Genomic DNA, 16,592 nt, shown 5'->3' on the forward strand with positions numbered 1-16,592 from the left:
CCCATGTCCCTCGCATCTGCCGGCAACGGCTTCAGCATCCTGCGTCACCGCAATTTCGCCTTCTACCTTTCCGCCCGCGTGCTGGGCACGCTTGCCGTGCAGATGCAAAGCGTGGCCATCGGCTGGCAGGTGTACCAGATCACGGGCAGCCTGTTCGACCTGGGCCTGATCGGCCTGGCGCAGTTCGCCCCCTTCCTCGTGCTGATCTTGCCGGCCGGCCACGTGGCCGACCGCTACAACCGCCGCAACATCATCGCCTGGTGCCTGGCGGCCCAGCTGGCGTGCGCGCTGGCCTTGCTGGCCTTTACGCTGAGCGGGCTGTCCATCGTCTGGCCCGTGTTTGCCGTGCTGGTGCTGTTCGGCAGCGCGCGCGCCTTCATGATGCCGGCCACGCAAGCCGTGCTGGTCAACATGGTGCCGACGGAACAATTCAGCCGCGCCGTGGCGCTCAGCTCGTCGAGCTCGCACGTGGCCATCATCCTGGGCCCCACCCTGGGCGGCTTGCTGTACTACTTCGGCCCCAAGGTGGTGTACCTGATCTCGTCCGCGCTGCTGGTGGTGTCCGTCCTGCTGATGCGCGCCACCACGCCCGCGCCGCAAGTGGTGAAACGCGAGCCCGCCAGCTGGCATACCCTGCTCGAAGGCTTGCGTTTCGTCTGGTCGAAACCCATCGTGCTGGGCGCCATTTCGCTCGACCTGTTTGCCGTGCTGTTCGGCGGCGCCACGGCCCTGCTGCCGGCGCTCGCGCATGACGTGCTGCATATCGGCCCCAGCGGCCTGGGCCTGCTGCGCACGGCGCCAGGCGCCGGCGCCGCCCTGTGCTCGATCGCGCTGGCCATGTTCCCCATCACGCGCCGGGTGGGCGCCTGGATGTTCGGCGGCGTGGCCGTCTTCGGCCTGGGCACCCTGGTGCTGGGCAGCACCAGCTTTTTCCCGCTGGCGCTGGCGGCGCTGTTCCTGATGGGCGCCGGCGACATGGTCAGCGTCTACATCCGCCACCTGCTGGTGCAGTTCGAGACACCGGACGAAATCCGCGGCCGGGTCAGCGCCGTGAATGCCGTCTTCATCGGCGCCTCGAACGAGCTGGGCGAATTCGAATCGGGCCTGACGGCCGGCTGGTTCGGCCTGGTGCGCGCCGTGCTCTTCGGCGGCGCCGCCACCCTGGCCGTGACGGGCGTGTGGGCCGTGCTGTTCCCCGTGCTGTCGCGCATGGACCGCTTCCCCCACCACGAGAAGGAAGCGGCCGCCAGGACGGCCACCGCGACCAGCCCATAAGGTCTAAGATGCGCTATTGCCACTGACGACTTCGCACCATGAAAATCACGCTTCCGTTTCACGGCTTCATCCGCAGCCGCCCCCACCTGAGCCTGGCTACGGCCATCGGCGTGGCGGCCGGCCTGCTGCTGCCCGCGTCCTGGCAACAGATGACGCGCCTGCTGGCGGCGTGGAACGTGGCCGTCTGGTTCTACCTGGCGACGATGGCCTGGATGATGATGCGGGCCAACCATCACAAGGTCAAGGCCATGGCGCAGCGCCAGGATGAACGGGCCGCCACGGTCCTGTCGGCCCTGTCCGTGGCGTCCGTGATGAGCCTGGCAGCCATCGTCTCGCAGCTGTCCTCGATGAAAGACATGGCACCGGACGAGCGCGCGCTGCATTACGGCCTGACGATCCTCACCCTGGTCGGCTCCTGGTTTCTCGTCGGCACCCTGTTCTGCGTCCACTATGCCCACCTGTATTACCAGGCCGACCCCGCCTTGCGCCCCCTGAAATTTCCCGACGACGAGCAAAACCCCGATTACTGGGATTTCCTGTATTTCGCCTTCACCATCGCCGTGGCCGTGCAAACGTCCGACGTTTCCGTGCAGACGCGGCTGATGCGGCAAATCGTGCTGGGACAATCCGTGCTGAGCTTTTTCTTCAACCTGGTCGTGCTGGGACTGTCCATCAATATCGCGGCCGGTCTCATCAATGGCTAAGGGTAAATAATTTCGTAGTGGAAACTTGACCTGGGTGTAGGGTTAAGCTCATCTTAATCGTGCGCACCCTCTTGAAATACGGGAAAGAGGAGTAAGATGGATTACGTAAGACAGGTCATGCACAGATCTGGTGCATGAGGCAAGAACCAGGCGCCGGCGCGCCCTGGGAGCGGGTTTGACCACTGCCGTGCCAGGCGCCTGAGATGGTTTTTTTTGAATTGACAGGAGTAAGCATATGCAAATCAATATTCATACCGACAGCACCATCGCCAACACCGCTGGACTGAACGAACATGTGCAATCCGTACTTGAAAACGCACTGAGCCGCTTCCGCGACAACCTGACCCGCATCGAAGTCCACCTCAGCGACACGAATGGCCCGAAAGGCGGCGCCGACGATATCCGCTGCGTCATGGAAGCACGCGTTGCTGGCTATCAGCCAATCGCCGTGACCGAGCAAAACGCCACCGTGCACCAATCCGTTGCCGGCGCCACCGACAAACTGAAACGCGCCATCGATAGCGCCCTGGGCCGTCTGCAAGACAGCAAGCGCCACGCCACCGGCAAGAATGCCGTGATCGATGCGGCCGAAGCGGAAGAAACCGCCGAATAATCCCCCCACTGCAGTATTTGCCAGAGACCAAGGCAGCCGTTCAAGGCTGCCTTTGCACATCCGGCCCCGCCTTTCACCTGCCGCAATAACAATAATTAAATTGCAAGCATTCCAGCTTATCAACACGACAAGGAAATAATTGTCGTATTTCTCACAGTAAGTAACATCAAGCAAGCTTTTGCCGTTACAGCCAGGGCCGCTTTACGCTATCATGAAGATACCGGCCCTCTGCTCGCGCGCGCCGGCTTTTTGAAAGTATGATTGTGGAACAGATCGGCAACTTCAGCGCTTCAGGCTGCAACATCGGCGATTTACAGCTATTTCGCGATGGGGCGGACAGCCAGACGGCCGCCATGCTGGCGCCCTGCCCCGTCATGCGCCTCGAAGCGGGCGAAGCCATTGCCGACACCCAGGGCACCAGCCTGTACATCGTCCTGCGCGGCTCGCTGGCCGTGGCCGCGGACACCCACACGGGCATGGATGACGGCACCGTCAGCAAGGTCTTGCCCGGCGAAAGCGTGGGCGAACAATCGGTGCTCGACGAAGCGAGCAACCTGGCCGCCATTTCCGCCCTCGAGGAAACCGATTTGCTGGTGATCGACGCGGCCATCGTATGGGAATTGATCGAGCAATCGAACGGTCTGGCGCGCAACCTGCTGCGGCTGCTGTCCTTCCGCATCCGCGCTGCCAACGCCCTGCTGCGCCGGCGCCAGAAACTGGGCGAGTTCTACCGCCAGCTGTCGATGGTCGACAGCCTGACGGGCCTGTATAACCGCGCCTGGCTGACCGATTTACTGCCGAACATGATCGTCACGGCCCACGGCAGCAGTTCGCCCCTGTCGCTGGTGATGATAGACCTCGACCATTTCAAGCGTTTCAACGACACGCACGGCCACCAGGCGGGCGACCAGGCACTGCGCATCGCCGCGCAGGTGCTGGGCGCCGCCCTGCGGCCCACGGATTTTGCCGTGCGCTATGGTGGCGAGGAAATGATGGTGATCTTGCCCGATACCAACGAAAACGTGGCCCTGCGCGTGGCCGAGCGCCTGTGCGAGCGCATGCAGCAAGCCGTCATCTTCGCCGACATGCGCAACCCGCTGCCGCACATCACGGGCTCCTTCGGCGTGGCCAGCCTGGCGGCCGAACAGGACGACGAGGACCTGATCGCGGCGGCCGACGCGGCGCTGTACCGCGCCAAGGCGGGCGGGCGCAACCGGGTCAGCACCTGATAAAAAGCCCATGGCGTCGTGGCATTGCCTCGCCGTACATTCGTACTGCCTTCGGCAATGCGCCTGGCCCTGGTCACGTTCTCAGGCGCTTCCGGCGCAATAATGATCAGGCAGCCTTGCTGTCGGCCGGCTTGGCAGGCGTAGTTGGCGCCGCAGCGTCATTCTTCTTGCTGCTGTGTGCGGCGACGAAGTCCGCATAGCCCTTCTGCACCAGCGCGTACGTCTTGTCGATATTGCTGGCTATATCGCCTTGTAATACTTTCAAGCCGCCCAGGATGTCGCGCGCTTCCTTGAAGCCTTTTTCCATGCCGCCGCTGATGGTGTCCATGAACCTGGTCAAGGCCGTGTCGTCGTCCAGGCCGGGATTCTGCTTTTTGAACGCGTCAAAAAAACCCGTCGACAGCGATACAATGCGGCTCGCCGTCGCTTCGGCGCTATTGTCCTGCGAGGCCGCGTTCTGGATCGCGTCGTCGCCGTACTGGCCCTTCAGCGCTTCATTGATGTTGGTGATGGCCGTCTTGTACAGCAGCGCCAGGGGCTCGTTTTCCGAGCCGATCGACACATTCAGCGACGCCTGCATGATGGAAGCGTTCAACTGCAGCTTGGTGCGGTCGTTCACGCTCATTTCAGTGTTGACGCCGTCCTTTTGCTGGACTTTATCGTCCTTGCCGGCAACACCCGTACTGACGGAAGTCACGGAAGGAGCGGAATTGCCGCCTGCGGCGATGGGAATTGACACGATAGACCTCCTTGAACGGGCAATGTATGCCACCATGCGGGAAACGCGGTGATGACCATCCTCTCGTGTAGTATCGGCAGGTTTTCAGAAAACTGAAGCGGCCCGGACAATTAAGATAACAATTAAGCAAGCAACGACCATCAATGACTACCCAGACCTTTCTTTGGCACGACTACGAAACCTTTGGCGCCCAGCCGCGCCGCGACCGCCCGGCCCAGTTCGCCGCTATCCGCACAGATGCGGACCTCAACGAGATTGGCGACCCGATCATGCTGTATTGCCAGCCCGCCAATGATTTCCTGCCCGACCCGCAATCGTGCCTGATCACGGGCATCACGCCGCAGCAGTGTCTGCAGCTGGGCGTGCCCGAGCACCAGTTTGCCGCCACCATCGAAGCGGCGTTTTCGGAGCCGGGCACCATCGGCGTGGGCTACAACACCATCCGTTTCGACGATGAAGTCACGCGTTTCCTGTTCTGGCGCAACCTGATCGATCCGTATGCGCGCGAATGGAAGAACCATTGCGGCCGCTGGGACATCCTCGACGTGGTGCGCATGACGCACGCGCTGCGCCCGGAAGGCATCGCATGGCCGAAGCGCGACGATGGCCAGACCAGTTTCAGGCTGGAACACTTGAGCAAGGCCAATGGCCTGGTCCACGAAGCGGCGCACGATGCGCTGTCCGACGTGCGCGCCACCATCGCCCTGGCCCGCCTGATCAAGGAAAAGCAGCCGAAGCTGTTCGAATTCTGCCTGGCCCTGCACAAGAAAGACCGGGTCGCCAGCGAAATGGGCATGCACCTGGCCGCCGGCGAGCGCCAGCCCTTCCTGCACGTGTCCGGCATGTTCCCCGCCGAACGGGGCTGCCTGGGCGTCGTCTGGCCGCTGGCTACGCATCCGAGCAATAAAAATGAGATCCTCGTCTGGGATTGCGCCTACGACCCGCGCGAATTATTTACCCTGGACGCCGACACCATCCGCACGCGCCTGTTCACGCGCAAGGACGCCATGCCGGAAGGCATGACCCGCCTGCCCGTGAAAAGCGTACACCTGAACAAGTCGCCCATGCTGGTCGGCAATTTGAAGACGCTGTCGCCGGCCATGGCTGCGCAATGGGGCATCGATCTGGAGGAGGCAAAGGTCAACGCGCAATTTGCCGCTGCGGCGCCCAACATGGATGCCATCTGGGCCGAAGTGTTCCAGCGCCCGGGCGCGAATGCCGCGCTGGACGTGGATGAAGATTTGTACAATGGTTTCGTCAGCAACGACGACCGCCGCCTGCTCGAATCCTTGCGCCGCGACACGCCCGCCAAGCTGGCCACGGCCCGCCCTTCGTTTGCCGACGAACGCCTGCAGGAACTGCTGTTCCGCTACCGCGCCCGCAATTTCCCGCAAACCCTGAGCGAAGCGGAAAGCCTGCGCTGGGAACAGCACCGCGCCGCCCGCCTGTTCGACGGCGACGGCGGCGCCCGCACCATCGAAATGCTGTTTACGGAAATCGACGTGCTGTCGGAATCGGTCGATGAGCGGGGGGAGGAAATCCTGGGCGAGCTGTACGACTATGCGGAGATGGTCGCGCCCATGCGCGATTAGTTGCACCCAACCAAACCTGCTACGCGTCGGCATAGGCGGCCTGCGATGCTCACCGTACGCCAGTACGGTTGCGCTTCTCGGCCACCTCTTCCTTCCGCTCGCTACGGTTTTGTCAGGTGCTGTGAGGCTGGCTGTCTCTCGTTCTTATACCGAACGATGGGCATTGATCGCATCGCGCGTTTCAATGGCCACGCGCCGCGCCGCGTCGGCGAAATCTTCGCCCGCCTGCGGCGTGGCGTAGATGATGGCGCGCGACGAGCTGATCATCATGCCCATGCCGTTCGCCGTCTGGCCCGCGCCGACGGTGGCGGCGATGTCGCCGCCCTGGGCGCCGATGCCGGGCACCAGCAGCGGCATGTCGCCCACGATGGCGCGCACCTGCGCCAGTTCTTCAGGGAAGGTGGCGCCGACGACGAGCGCGCACTGGCCATTCTTGTTCCATTTATCCGCCACCAAACGCGCCACGCGCTGGTACAGGGGCACGCCGTCCGTGTCGAGGAATTGCAGGTCCGAGCCGCCCGGGTTCGAGGTGCGGCACAGGATGATCACGCCGCGGTCCTGCCACGCCAGGTAGGGATCGAGCGAATCCTCGCCCATGTACGGGTTCACGGTGACGGCGTCGGCGCCGTAGCGCTCGAACGCTTCGCGCGCGTACTGCGTGGCCGTGGCGCCGATGTCGCCCCGTTTCGCGTCGAGGATCAGCGGAATGTGCGGATAGTTCTCACGCACGTAGCGGCAGATGTCTTCCAGCTGCTTTTCCGCGCCCAGCGCGCCGAAATACGCGATCTGCGGCTTGAAGGCGCAGGCCAGGTCGGCCGTGGCATCGATGATGCGCGTGCAAAAGGTGGTGATTCCATCGGGCAAGTCGCGCAGTTCGGCCGGCAGTTTCGCCAGGTCGGGGTCCAGTCCCACGCACAGCAGGGAATTATTGGCCGTCCACGCGGCGGATAATTTATTGATGAAATTCACGGCACACCTTCTCTATATTCAGTTGCAAACCCCGTATTGTAACGCGGCGCGGGGCCACCACGACAGCGCCGCGCTTCCTTGCAGGCCGGCGCGGCGCGGTGAGCGGGCGCTTACGCCCGTGCGGACCTAGTTGCCGTTGCCGGGCCCCGTGTTGCCATATTCAAACAGGCGGTTCGCCGGCAAGCTGCCCGACGGCACGGAACTGTAGGGACGCGTGGCCGTTGATTCGCCCCACGGATCGGCCTTGCGGATGTGCTCGCCCAGCACCGAATTGCGGATGACGACTTGGCCATTCGGCGAAGCGGCACCATACGCAACCAGGCTGGAGACGCCCTCGTCCCAGGCGCGGCCCAGGTAGATCTGCCCCGTCGGCGTGCCCGTCTCCGCCGTGAAGCGGCTGTTGGTGATGAGGAAGCCGTAGCTGTTGCGGTAATCCGTGCTGGCCGCCGTGACATAGCCGTTGCCATTGCCCGTGTTCAGGGTATGAAGGGTGCAGTTGTCCAGCACGGCCGTGCCGCGCCCGAAGATGAAGTCCACGTCGCCCTCGATATAGCTGTCCTTGACATAGATGCGCGCAACCTGGTCGACATTGCCGCTCTTCATGTAGAACGTGTCCTGGTGGCCCAGCAGGCGCACATTCTCCAGCACGATCTTGTCGCCCTGCGTCATCAGGGCCACGGCCGACTGATTGCTGCCGGCAAAGCTGCCTTTCACGTAATCATTGGCAAACGTGATGTTTTTCGCCTGGAAATCGGCCGCATTCACGGCAAAGGTGGCGCTGCCGCTGGTGCCGATGGGGTTGGCGGGCGAACTGTTGCATTTGTTGCCGCTGGTCTTGGACGCATCGACAGTCGGATTGCCGTTATTAAAGACAATCACCGTGTGCGAAGCATCGCTGTCCAGACTATACAAACGGATGGCCGGCGTGCCGCTGCTGGGCAGGCAGACGGTTTCGCGGTAAGTGCCAGGCTTGACGCGGATAAACACGGGCGGCACTTTATTGCCCAGTGCAATCGCCGCATCCATGGCTGCCTGGACCGTGACGAAATTGCTGGCATCGCTCTTGCCCGCCGCATCCACCGTGAATTGCGCCGTGAACGTGCTGACGTCGCCAACACCGGCCGTCGGGTCCCAGTTATCCACCGGCAAGGAACTCATCGGCAAGCTCTTGCCGCCCTGCGCCAGGTATTTCACGGGCGTCAGCGCGGCCACGGTGGCGGCGTCCAGCTGCGGCCGCGTCGCCGTCGACACGACCGCGGGCGACGCCACCACGGTAGTGCTGGTGCAATCAGCGACCGTGGCACAGCTGGCGCCCGCGCCCGGCGTCACGGTATTTACCAGGCTGCCTGCGGCACCCGCCACGGCGGCGATGCGCACGCTGGCCGTGGCGCCCACGGCCAGGCCGGCCGGCACGCTGCAGCTGAGGCTGGCGCCCGCCGCGCCGCAGGTGGCGCCCGTTGGCGTCACCGTCACGCCGCTGATACTCGCCGGCAAGACGTCGACCAGGGTGAGCGCCGCCGCGGTCGGGCCGGTACCGCTGTTGACGGCCTTGATGGTCCAGGTGATGGTGTCGCCCACGTTGGCCGTGGCCTTATCGGCCGCGCTGCTGACGAGCACCTTGGGTGCGGCCGTGGCCGTGACGCTGGTGCTGGTGGTACACGCTGCCGGCGTGGCGCAGCTGGCATTCGCGCCGGACGGCACCACCGTCGTAGCCAGGCTGCCGGCCGCCGCCGCGTTGGCGCTGACGACCACGCTGGCGCTGGAATTCGGCGCCAGGCCGGCGGCGATGCTGCAACTGACGCTATTGCCGCTGATGGCGGCGCAACTGGCGCCCGCGGCCGTCACGCTGGCGCCGCTGATTCCGGCCGGCAAGCTGGTTGCCAGGGTCACGGCACCCGTCGTGGACGCGTTGCCGCCATTGCTGGCCTTGATGGTCCACACCAGCTTGTCGCCAACGATGGCGCTGGTCTTGTCGACGCTGGCCGTCACGCTGACGTTCGGCACGGCCGCCACCGTCACGTCGGTCGCCGTGGCGCAGGCGGCCGGCGTCGCGCACGCGGGCGCATCAGGGCCGCTGGCCACGACATTGCTGGCCAGCGTGACCACGCCCGTGGCCGTGGCAGACCACACCACGCTGGCGCTGGCGCCGGCAGCCAGGCCCTCGGGAATGGTGCATGTCAGCGTGCTGACGGCCGGGCCGCAGCTGGCGCCCGTGGCCGTCACGCTGATGCCGCTGATATTGGCGGGAACGCTGGATACCAGGGTCACGGCGCCCGTGGTGGCACCGGCGCCCTTGTTGTTGGCGGTCATGGTCCACGTGATGCGGTCGCCCACCGATGCGCTGCTGCGGTCGACGCTCTGGCTGACCTGCACGGTAGCGAGGGCGGCGGGCGTGGCGCCGTCGCCGCCGCCGCACGCGGACAGGGCCAGCAAGGCGGGCATGGCCGACAGGATCGCCGCCATGCGGGATTTCTTGATATTTGCAAACACACTCATCTCCTTTTTTATGATGGTCCTACTCGGTGCAACATCCGGCGTCTGCGCGCCGTCATGAAAACCTGGGTACCGGCTGCGTCAAGGCACGGACATGGGCGCATTGCTGGCCGGAAAATCGACAAATGCCGCACTGCAGTCATGGGCGGCAGCCGAAGCGCCGCGCCGGTCCGCCACGCTGAACTGGTTCGCGCCCGCGGCAGCGGTCAGCAGGCTGGCAAACGAGACGCCCCCCGGCCCCATCGCCAGCGCCGCATTCGATGGCACGGCCTGGCTGATCTTCGTGGCAGCCCAGCCAGGCAAGCTGTCGAAGACGACGTTGTCAAACATAATGTTGTAGAGGGGATTCGTCTGCGTGGCCGACTGGTAGCCGCGCAACAGCAGCAAAGCCTTGCTGCCGTTGAAACGCGAGCCGGGCGTGTCCAGGTAGCGGAAATTGCGCACGGTGATGTCGTGCAAGTTGGGCAGCAAGGCCGCCTTGGCATCGGCCGCGTCGCCGTAATAACTGTCGATGGCGATCGGCTGCTGCACGCGGCGCGCGCACATGCCATCGAGCGTGACATTTTTTACTTCGCCGCCCCGGCTGTCGTCGGTCTTGATGCGGAACCCGCTGGTGGCGCCCATGTCAAATCCATCGATGGCCAGGTCGCGGATGCTGACGCCGTCGACATGGCTGTCCGTCTCGCTGCCGATCGACATGCCATGCGTGAAGTACAGGCGGTTATGCCAGATGCGCAGGTTCGCCACGGGGCCGATCTTGCTGGCGTGCGATTTGACGGCGATGCCATCGTCGCCCACGCTGATGTGATTGAAGGCGATCAGCACGTTCTTCGACTGGCCCGGATCGATGCCATCCGTATTCTTCACCGTCTCGGGCGTGAAACAGGTGCTGGGCGTGCTCAGGTTGGGCGCGCCGGACACGACCGGCATGCTGGCGGCCGGGCAGGCATGGCCGTGCACGGAATACGCGAGCGTCGGCGACAGCACTTTCGCATCCCACACCGTCAAGCCATCGACGCCGCTGGAGACGAGGTGGAATTTCGGCCCGTTCTGCAAGGTCAGCTGGTAAACGCTGAACTTGCTGCCATTGTTCACCTGCACCAGACGGGGATTGTTCTGGCTGGACATGGCGCTGCCGCCCGTCTTCGTCAGCGCCCCCACGTCCCACCAGCTGAGCTTGCCCGCATAGGCGCCCGACGTCAGCACGGCGCCGCCGCGCCCGTCGATCACGCCCTCGCCATACAGGCCATTGCCGTTCGGCGTGGTGGTCAGCAAGGCCAGGCAGCCATTGTCGTTGGCGGATGCTTCGCCGCACACGTTCTTGCCGGCGATCTGGTAATCGGCCGGGCGGCGCGACGCGAACAGGGTCACGCCGCCATCGATCCACAGGCTGACGGACGACGGCAGGGTCAGGGGGCCGGACAGGAAGGCATCCTGCCCCTGCGCGCCCGCCACCAGCCTGACGGCCTGGCCCGCGGGACACGCCGTCAATGCCGCCTGCAGGCGCGCCGCATCGGGCTGGGAAGCGGCCGGCGCCGCATCCACGGCCGCGTCCAGCAAGCCTGCCGCATTCCTGGCCAGGGTGGCCGCCACGCTGGTACACACGGTGGTCGGCAAGACGGGTTCCAGCCCCGCCAGGGCCGCATCGGCGCGGGTTGCGGCCGGCCACAGGGATGCGGGCGTGGCGACGAACGGCGGCCCGGGCGTGGGCACCGGGACCGGATCTGGCGCCGGCGTCGGCGTCGGGACAGGCGTTGGCGTTGGCGTTGGCGTTGGCGCTGGCGTGGGTGCCACGGCGACGGGTGCCTCGCTGACGGCCGCGCTGCCACCGCCGCAAGCGGCCAGCACGGCGCCGACGGCCAGGCTGGCGAACAGGAGCGTAGGTGTGGCGCAACGCGGGCGCTGCGGCGTCGTGGATATATGCATGGGTGTCTCCAACCTTGATTTGTTGATATGTTTTTATCTAATATATCACAATGGCATATCTGATATATCAATTATTTCTATGTGGTAATTTCCCCACGCAAGCATGCAAAACCGTGGCGCGGCAGGAAACCGGGAAACGATGGCGGCGTGGCGAAACCGGCGGGGCCGGGCTTATGAAACCGACATCTGCGGCCGTTTCAGGTATATTTGCCTCACCTCCCTTACTCTGCACGGAACCCATCATGCAAATCACCAATCAATTCACCAAATGGCTGCGCCTGGCGCTGAGCGTCACCGTCCTGGCCGGCATCCTGACGGGCTGCGGCTACAACGACTTCCAGAGCAAGGACGAGGCAACCAAGGCGGCCTGGGGCGAAGTGGTCAACCAGTACCAGCGCCGCGCCGACCTGATTCCCAACCTGGTGAACACCGTCAAGGGTTATGCCACGCATGAGCGCGAAACCCTGGAAGCGGTGACCAAGGCGCGCGCTGCCGCCACCAGTTTCCAGATCACGCCCGAGGTGCTGAACGACCCGGCCGCCTTTGAAAAATTCCAGCAGGTGCAGGGCCAGCTGTCATCGGCCCTGTCGCGCCTGATGGTGGTGTCCGAGAAATATCCGGACTTGAAGGCCGACACCAGCTTCCGCGACTTGCAGTCGCAGCTGGAAGGCACGGAAAACCGCATCACCGTGGCGCGCCAGCGCTACATCACGGCCGTGCAGGATTACAACGTGCATGCGCGCAGCTTCCCGAACAACCTGACGGCCATGATCTTCGGCTACAAGGTCAAGCCATCGTTCACGGTGGAAAACGAAAAAGCCATCTCGACCGCGCCAACCGTCAACTTCGGCAAATAAGATGAAAGCCTGGTCCTACCTCGCGGCGCTGTGCACGGCATTGCTGCTGTGCACGGTCTTGTCCGCTGGCGCGCAGGATCTCGTCCCCGTGCCGCCGCTGGCGGCCCGCGTGACGGACGACGCCGGCATGCTCGATGCCAAGCAGAAAGCGGCGCTGGAAGGCGTGCTGGCCGATTACGAAGCCAAGACGGGCAGCCAGATCGCCGTGCTGCTGGTCAAGAGCACGGCACCGGAAGCCATCGAGCAATACAGCATCCGCGTGACGGATGCCTGGAAGCTGGGCCGCAAGGGCGTCGATGACGGCGTGCTGCTGATGGTGGCGAAGGATAATCCCTCGTCCCTGCGCCGCCTGCGCATCGAGGCGGGCCGCGGCGTGCAGGGCGTGCTGACGGATGCGCAATCGAAACGCATCCTGCAGGACGTGATCGCCCCCCATTTCAAGCAGAACGATTTCTATGGCGGCCTGGTGGCCGGCGTGGGGGCGATTGCCACCCTGCTGAACCAGGAGCAATTCCCCGCCCCGGTCCAGCAGAAAGCGCCGGCCACCGTGGAAGCGGGCGGCATGACCTTCTGGCTGCCCTTGCTGTTCTTCGGTTTTCTCGTCGTGCTGACCCTGTTCCGCTCGCGCGGCGGGCCTACGCGGCTGCAGCGCGGCAGCAACTGGTCCAGCGGCGCCACCGGTGTCGTGTTGGGCAGCATCCTGAACCAGGCGCTGAACAACCGCGGTGGCGGCGGCTTCGGCGGCGGCGGTGGTTTTGGCGGTGGCGGAGGCGGCGGTGGTTTCGGTGGCGGAGGCGGCGGTTTTGACGGCGGCGGCGCCTCGGGAGATTGGTAATGACGAAACAACTGACATTCGGACAACGCTGCGGACGGGCCTTGAAGCATTTGCGGGGCACGCCCGCGACGGCGCGCCAGGCTTTTCCGGAACGCACCCTGAAAGCCATCGAGACGGCCATTGCCGACGGTGAAGCGATGCACCAGGCGGAAGTGCGGCTGATCGTCGAGGCGGCCCTGACGCCGGGCATGGCTTACCAGGGCGTGAGCAACCGCGAGCGGGCGCGCGAACTGTTCGCCCAGTATGGCGTGTGGGATACGGAAGACAACGTTGGCATACTGATCTACATCAACCTGGCCGAACATCAGGTCGATATCGTGGCCGACCGCAACGTGGGCCGCCGCGTCACGCCGGAACAGTGGCAAGCCGTGTGCCGCACCATGACGGGCGGCTTCAAGGACGGCAATTACCACGACAGCACGCTCGATGCCTTGAAGCAGCTCAATACCCTGCTGCAAAGCCACTTCCCCGCCAACGGTACGCGCGGCAACCAGTTGCCGAACGAACCCATCCTCCTCTGATTCCTGTCCAGGGATTAAAATCTGCCATTGCCGCGCGCAATGGCAGCGCGCCCCACCCGCCCAGGAGAACACATGAAACTGATCAATAAAAACGCCATCGTCACGGGCGCCACGCAAGGCATCGGCCTGGCCTGCGCCACCCGCCTGATCGCCGAAGGGGCACAGGTGATGCTGGTCGACATCAAGGAAGAAGGCGCGCAGGCGGCCGCCGCGCTCGGCCCGCAGGCGCATTTCTTTTGCGCCGACGTCAGCCAGAAGGCGGACGTGGACGCCATGCTGAAGGAAACCCTGGCCCAGTTCGGCCACATCGATATCCTCGTCAACAATGCGGGCGTCACGCATGCGGCCGATTTTCTCGACGTGTGCGAAGACGATTTCGACCGGGTCATGCGCATCAACCTGAAATCGATGTTCCTGTGCGGCCAGGCCGTGGCGCGCGAAATGGTCAAGCGCAGCAGCGGCTGCATCATCAACATGTCCAGCGTCAACGCGGAACTGGCGATCCCGAACCAGGTGCCGTATGTGGTGTCGAAAGGCGCCATCAACCAGTTGACCAAGGTCATGGCCCTGAACCTGGCGCCGCACGGCGTGCGCGTGAACGGCATCGGACCGGGCACCATCCTGACGGAACTGGCCAAGCAGGCGGTATTGTCCAGCCCGCAGGCGCGCCACACGATCTTGTCGCGCACGCCGCTGGGCCGCTGCGGCGAACCGGAGGAAGTGGCCGGCATCGCCGCCTTCCTGGCCAGCGACGACGCCACCTACATGACGGGCCAGACCATCTATGTCGATGGCGGGCGCATGGCGCTCAACTACACGGTGGCCGTGAAGGAATGAGGGCAGGACAAGGCAGTTATATCAAAAACCAATAATGGATATCTGAAAAGACCATTAGACACATATCGTGCGACGCAGCATAATGCACCTGTCTCCACTATTCTCCTCCAAGAAAATAGTTTTAAGCCCGCTTTCACCAGCGGGCTTTTTTTTTGCTGTCACGCGTGAAACATGGTCATTCTTGCCATGATGTGCACTATCCCCGATTAACTATGCCGACCGCGAAAAAATGTTGCGGCGTGTCATAAGCCCGTCATGTTCGCCCCCTATACTTGCTTCATCTGCTGTACAGGCAACCGATATGCCTGACTACAGACAGGTGTGCCGCCATGGCACACCACTCCCTTTCATGACCGTGGCGCGCGCCGGCAAGGCGCGCGACATGGTAAGTGCCGAGCAACTCTCAACTCTTGACCCATTTCATTTGGGTTTTTGGCCCGCACCCCCGCGGGCCTTTTTTTTGCCTGTACGGCAAGCTCTTGTGCAAAAACATGGCATCCCGCCACGCGCATGATATTGTGACTGCCTTTCCACCAGCCCTCACGCATCATGCCTGCACCATTGCCCGAACTCTGTTTTGCCGAACGTTACGAACGCCTGCGCTACCGCACGGCAGTGGTGCTGTACATACTGGTCATTGTGATCGGCGATATTCCCGGCATGCGCGCAGACGTGGGCCAATATGCCTCGGGCGGCGTGCTGCATTCCTTCGGTTATGGCGTGCTGGCCCTGATCCTGTTCAGCGGCACGAGCGGCGGCATGGCACGCCGGGCACTGCTGTCGGTGCTGATGGTGGCGGCCATGGGCGCGCTGGACGAATTCATCCAGAGTTTCCTGCCCTACCGCCATGGCGCCGTCAGCGACTGGGCGGTCGATGTCACGGCTGCGGCGGCAGTCTGCCTGCCCCTGTATTTCCTCTGGCCGAAAATGGTCGCTGCCGCCCTCGGCAAGAACGCGCCGCTGCCCGAAGCCTGAACCGGCGCCTGGCAATCCCTCAGGCGCGGTCCGCTTCGCTGTCCTGCCATTCCAGCCGCAACTGCCGCTGGCCGCGCGTGCTGCCTGTACCCAGGCGCCGCATCAGGGCACGCGTCTCGCGCCGGCTGCCGGCGCCCACGGCGCGCGCCGCGTCGCGCTGCATGTCCAGCAACTGTTCCGAGCGCGCCAGCCGCACCAGGCCATGCAATGCCTGGGCCAGGACATGGCGCGCGCGGGCATCATGCGCAGTGCCGCCCACGGCCAGCACCAACTCATCGATCAGTTTTGCGGTAGGGCCAGATGACATTTTTTCTCCCGATTCAGCAGTGAGGAAACGTGCTGGAGCACGAACGAATGATTGCCAGCATCTTTATACCAAGCACGGCAATTAGCCCATTGATCTAGCTCAATGGGCAATGACAACTGCCGAACACCCCTGCCCCGTCATGCTCTTACATGCAGCAATCGCTGCCACCCGCATCACCGCGGGTGCCGATCCTGAGTGTTCGACCATGAGGAGACCAAGATGAGATCAAAAAAAACCCTGCTGCTGGCTGGCCTGAGCTGTATCTTGCTGGCGGCCTGCCACGCCAACGACAATACCAGTCTGGCACGCAGCAATAGCGGCGAAACCTATGCCGCACCGGCAGGCGCGACGCCGCAGACCAGCGTGCCGGCCAGCCCCACGGCCGGCACGGCCGCCGATACCGGCGGCGCCATGAGCAGCAGCACGGGCAGCGACACGCGCAATGACATGAGCCAGTCCAGCATGAACATCAGCTCGGCCACGGTGCAATCGATAGTAACCGTACCGCGCAGCATGGATCAAGGCAGTGCCGACATGCAGTCAGGCACATCGGGCACGGCCGGCAGCACTTCGGGTGCGGCGGGCAATATGCTTTACCGCGTCACCTTGCGCCTGGACGACGGCACGACGCGCACCTTGATGCAGAACAGCCAACCGGCCTTCCAGATCGGCGACCGGGTCAGCGTGCAAAAAGGCGTGATGCAGCGCTATTGAGACTGG

General features: G+C 63.9%; 16 protein-coding genes. 11 read left to right on the forward strand and 5 right to left on the reverse strand.

The window, feature by feature from the left end; all coding sequences use genetic code 11:
* The first annotated feature begins 3 nt into the window (after nt 1-3).
* The 4 genes from GCN74_RS14085 (at nt 4) to GCN74_RS14100 (ending at nt 3,821) form a co-directional block, all read left to right on the forward strand.
* A complete protein-coding gene (locus GCN74_RS14085) occupies nt 4-1,275 on the forward strand; it encodes an MFS transporter (protein ID WP_152257254.1) in 1,272 nt (423 codons plus the stop codon).
* Nucleotides 1,276-1,313: 38 nt separating this feature from the next.
* Complete coding sequence (locus tag GCN74_RS14090; RefSeq protein WP_152257255.1) at nt 1,314-1,979, forward strand: DUF1345 domain-containing protein; 666 nt, start codon at nt 1,314-1,316, stop codon at nt 1,977-1,979.
* A 235-nt stretch (nt 1,980-2,214) separates the two neighbouring features.
* Complete coding sequence (locus GCN74_RS14095) at nt 2,215-2,592, forward strand: HPF/RaiA family ribosome-associated protein (RefSeq protein ID WP_131374005.1); 378 nt, start codon at nt 2,215-2,217, stop codon at nt 2,590-2,592.
* Nucleotides 2,593-2,855: 263 nt separating this feature from the next.
* Nucleotides 2,856-3,821, forward strand: a complete 966-nt coding sequence (locus tag GCN74_RS14100) for a GGDEF domain-containing protein (RefSeq protein WP_152257302.1) — start codon at nt 2,856-2,858, stop codon at nt 3,819-3,821.
* A 106-nt stretch (nt 3,822-3,927) separates the two neighbouring features.
* Here GCN74_RS14100 and GCN74_RS14105 read toward each other — a convergent pair whose 3' ends face one another.
* Nucleotides 3,928-4,560 (reverse strand): DUF5610 domain-containing protein, encoded by a 633-nt coding sequence (locus GCN74_RS14105; RefSeq protein WP_226939037.1) that lies wholly within the window; start codon nt 4,558-4,560, stop codon nt 3,928-3,930.
* A 143-nt stretch (nt 4,561-4,703) separates the two neighbouring features.
* Between GCN74_RS14105 and sbcB the strand changes: the two genes are divergently transcribed.
* Nucleotides 4,704-6,152, forward strand: coding sequence for an exodeoxyribonuclease I (sbcB, locus tag GCN74_RS14110; protein WP_152257256.1), 1,449 nt, complete (start codon nt 4,704-4,706; stop codon nt 6,150-6,152).
* 144 nt (nt 6,153-6,296) lie between these two features.
* On the opposite strand, the gene pyrF is transcribed toward sbcB, so the two are convergent.
* The 3 genes from pyrF to GCN74_RS14125 all read right to left on the reverse strand — a co-directional run bounded on the left by pyrF (nt 6,297) and on the right by GCN74_RS14125 (nt 11,540).
* On the reverse strand, nt 6,297-7,121 hold the full coding sequence (pyrF, locus tag GCN74_RS14115; RefSeq protein ID WP_152257257.1) for an orotidine-5'-phosphate decarboxylase: 825 nt from the start codon (nt 7,119-7,121) through the stop codon (nt 6,297-6,299).
* A gap of 126 nt (nt 7,122-7,247) precedes the next feature.
* A complete protein-coding gene (locus GCN74_RS14120; RefSeq protein WP_193317077.1) occupies nt 7,248-9,611 on the reverse strand; it encodes a pectinesterase family protein in 2,364 nt (787 codons plus the stop codon).
* 84 nt (nt 9,612-9,695) lie between these two features.
* A complete protein-coding gene (locus GCN74_RS14125; RefSeq protein ID WP_193317078.1) occupies nt 9,696-11,540 on the reverse strand; it encodes a glycoside hydrolase family 28 protein in 1,845 nt (614 codons plus the stop codon).
* A gap of 242 nt (nt 11,541-11,782) precedes the next feature.
* On the opposite strand from GCN74_RS14125, the gene GCN74_RS14135 reads away from it, so the two are divergent.
* The 5 genes from GCN74_RS14135 to GCN74_RS14155 all read left to right on the forward strand — a co-directional run bounded on the left by GCN74_RS14135 (nt 11,783) and on the right by GCN74_RS14155 (nt 15,565).
* Nucleotides 11,783-12,397 (forward strand): LemA family protein, encoded by a 615-nt coding sequence (locus tag GCN74_RS14135; RefSeq protein WP_152257261.1) that lies wholly within the window; start codon nt 11,783-11,785, stop codon nt 12,395-12,397.
* A gap of 1 nt (nt 12,398) precedes the next feature.
* Nucleotides 12,399-13,232: a TPM domain-containing protein gene (locus tag GCN74_RS14140; RefSeq protein ID WP_152257262.1), complete on the forward strand. Its 834-nt coding sequence runs from the start codon at nt 12,399-12,401 to the stop codon at nt 13,230-13,232.
* A complete protein-coding gene (locus GCN74_RS14145) occupies nt 13,232-13,753 on the forward strand; it encodes a TPM domain-containing protein (protein ID WP_152257263.1) in 522 nt (173 codons plus the stop codon). The genes GCN74_RS14140 and GCN74_RS14145 overlap by 1 nt, the downstream gene beginning before the upstream one ends.
* 72 nt (nt 13,754-13,825) lie before the next feature.
* Nucleotides 13,826-14,590 carry an SDR family NAD(P)-dependent oxidoreductase gene (locus tag GCN74_RS14150; protein ID WP_152257264.1) on the forward strand — a complete coding sequence of 255 codons (765 nt, stop codon included), beginning with the start codon at nt 13,826-13,828 and terminating at the stop codon, nt 14,588-14,590.
* 549 nt (nt 14,591-15,139) lie between these two features.
* Complete coding sequence (locus tag GCN74_RS14155; RefSeq protein ID WP_226939038.1) at nt 15,140-15,565, forward strand: VanZ family protein; 426 nt, start codon at nt 15,140-15,142, stop codon at nt 15,563-15,565.
* Between the two features lie 19 nt (nt 15,566-15,584).
* Here GCN74_RS14155 and GCN74_RS14160 read toward each other — a convergent pair whose 3' ends face one another.
* On the reverse strand, nt 15,585-15,872 hold the full coding sequence (locus GCN74_RS14160; RefSeq protein WP_152257265.1) for a hypothetical protein: 288 nt from the start codon (nt 15,870-15,872) through the stop codon (nt 15,585-15,587).
* 219 nt (nt 15,873-16,091) lie between these two features.
* Here GCN74_RS14160 and GCN74_RS14165 point away from each other — a divergent pair, with 219 nt between their 5' ends.
* Entirely contained in the window at nt 16,092-16,586 is a 495-nt protein-coding gene (locus GCN74_RS14165) for a hypothetical protein (protein ID WP_152257266.1), read from the forward strand.
* Nucleotides 16,587-16,592: the final 6 nt, after the last annotated feature.

This window comes from Janthinobacterium sp. FT14W, assembly GCF_009208755.1.
Taxonomy (GTDB): Bacteria; Pseudomonadota; Gammaproteobacteria; order Burkholderiales; family Burkholderiaceae_D; genus Janthinobacterium; species Janthinobacterium violaceinigrum.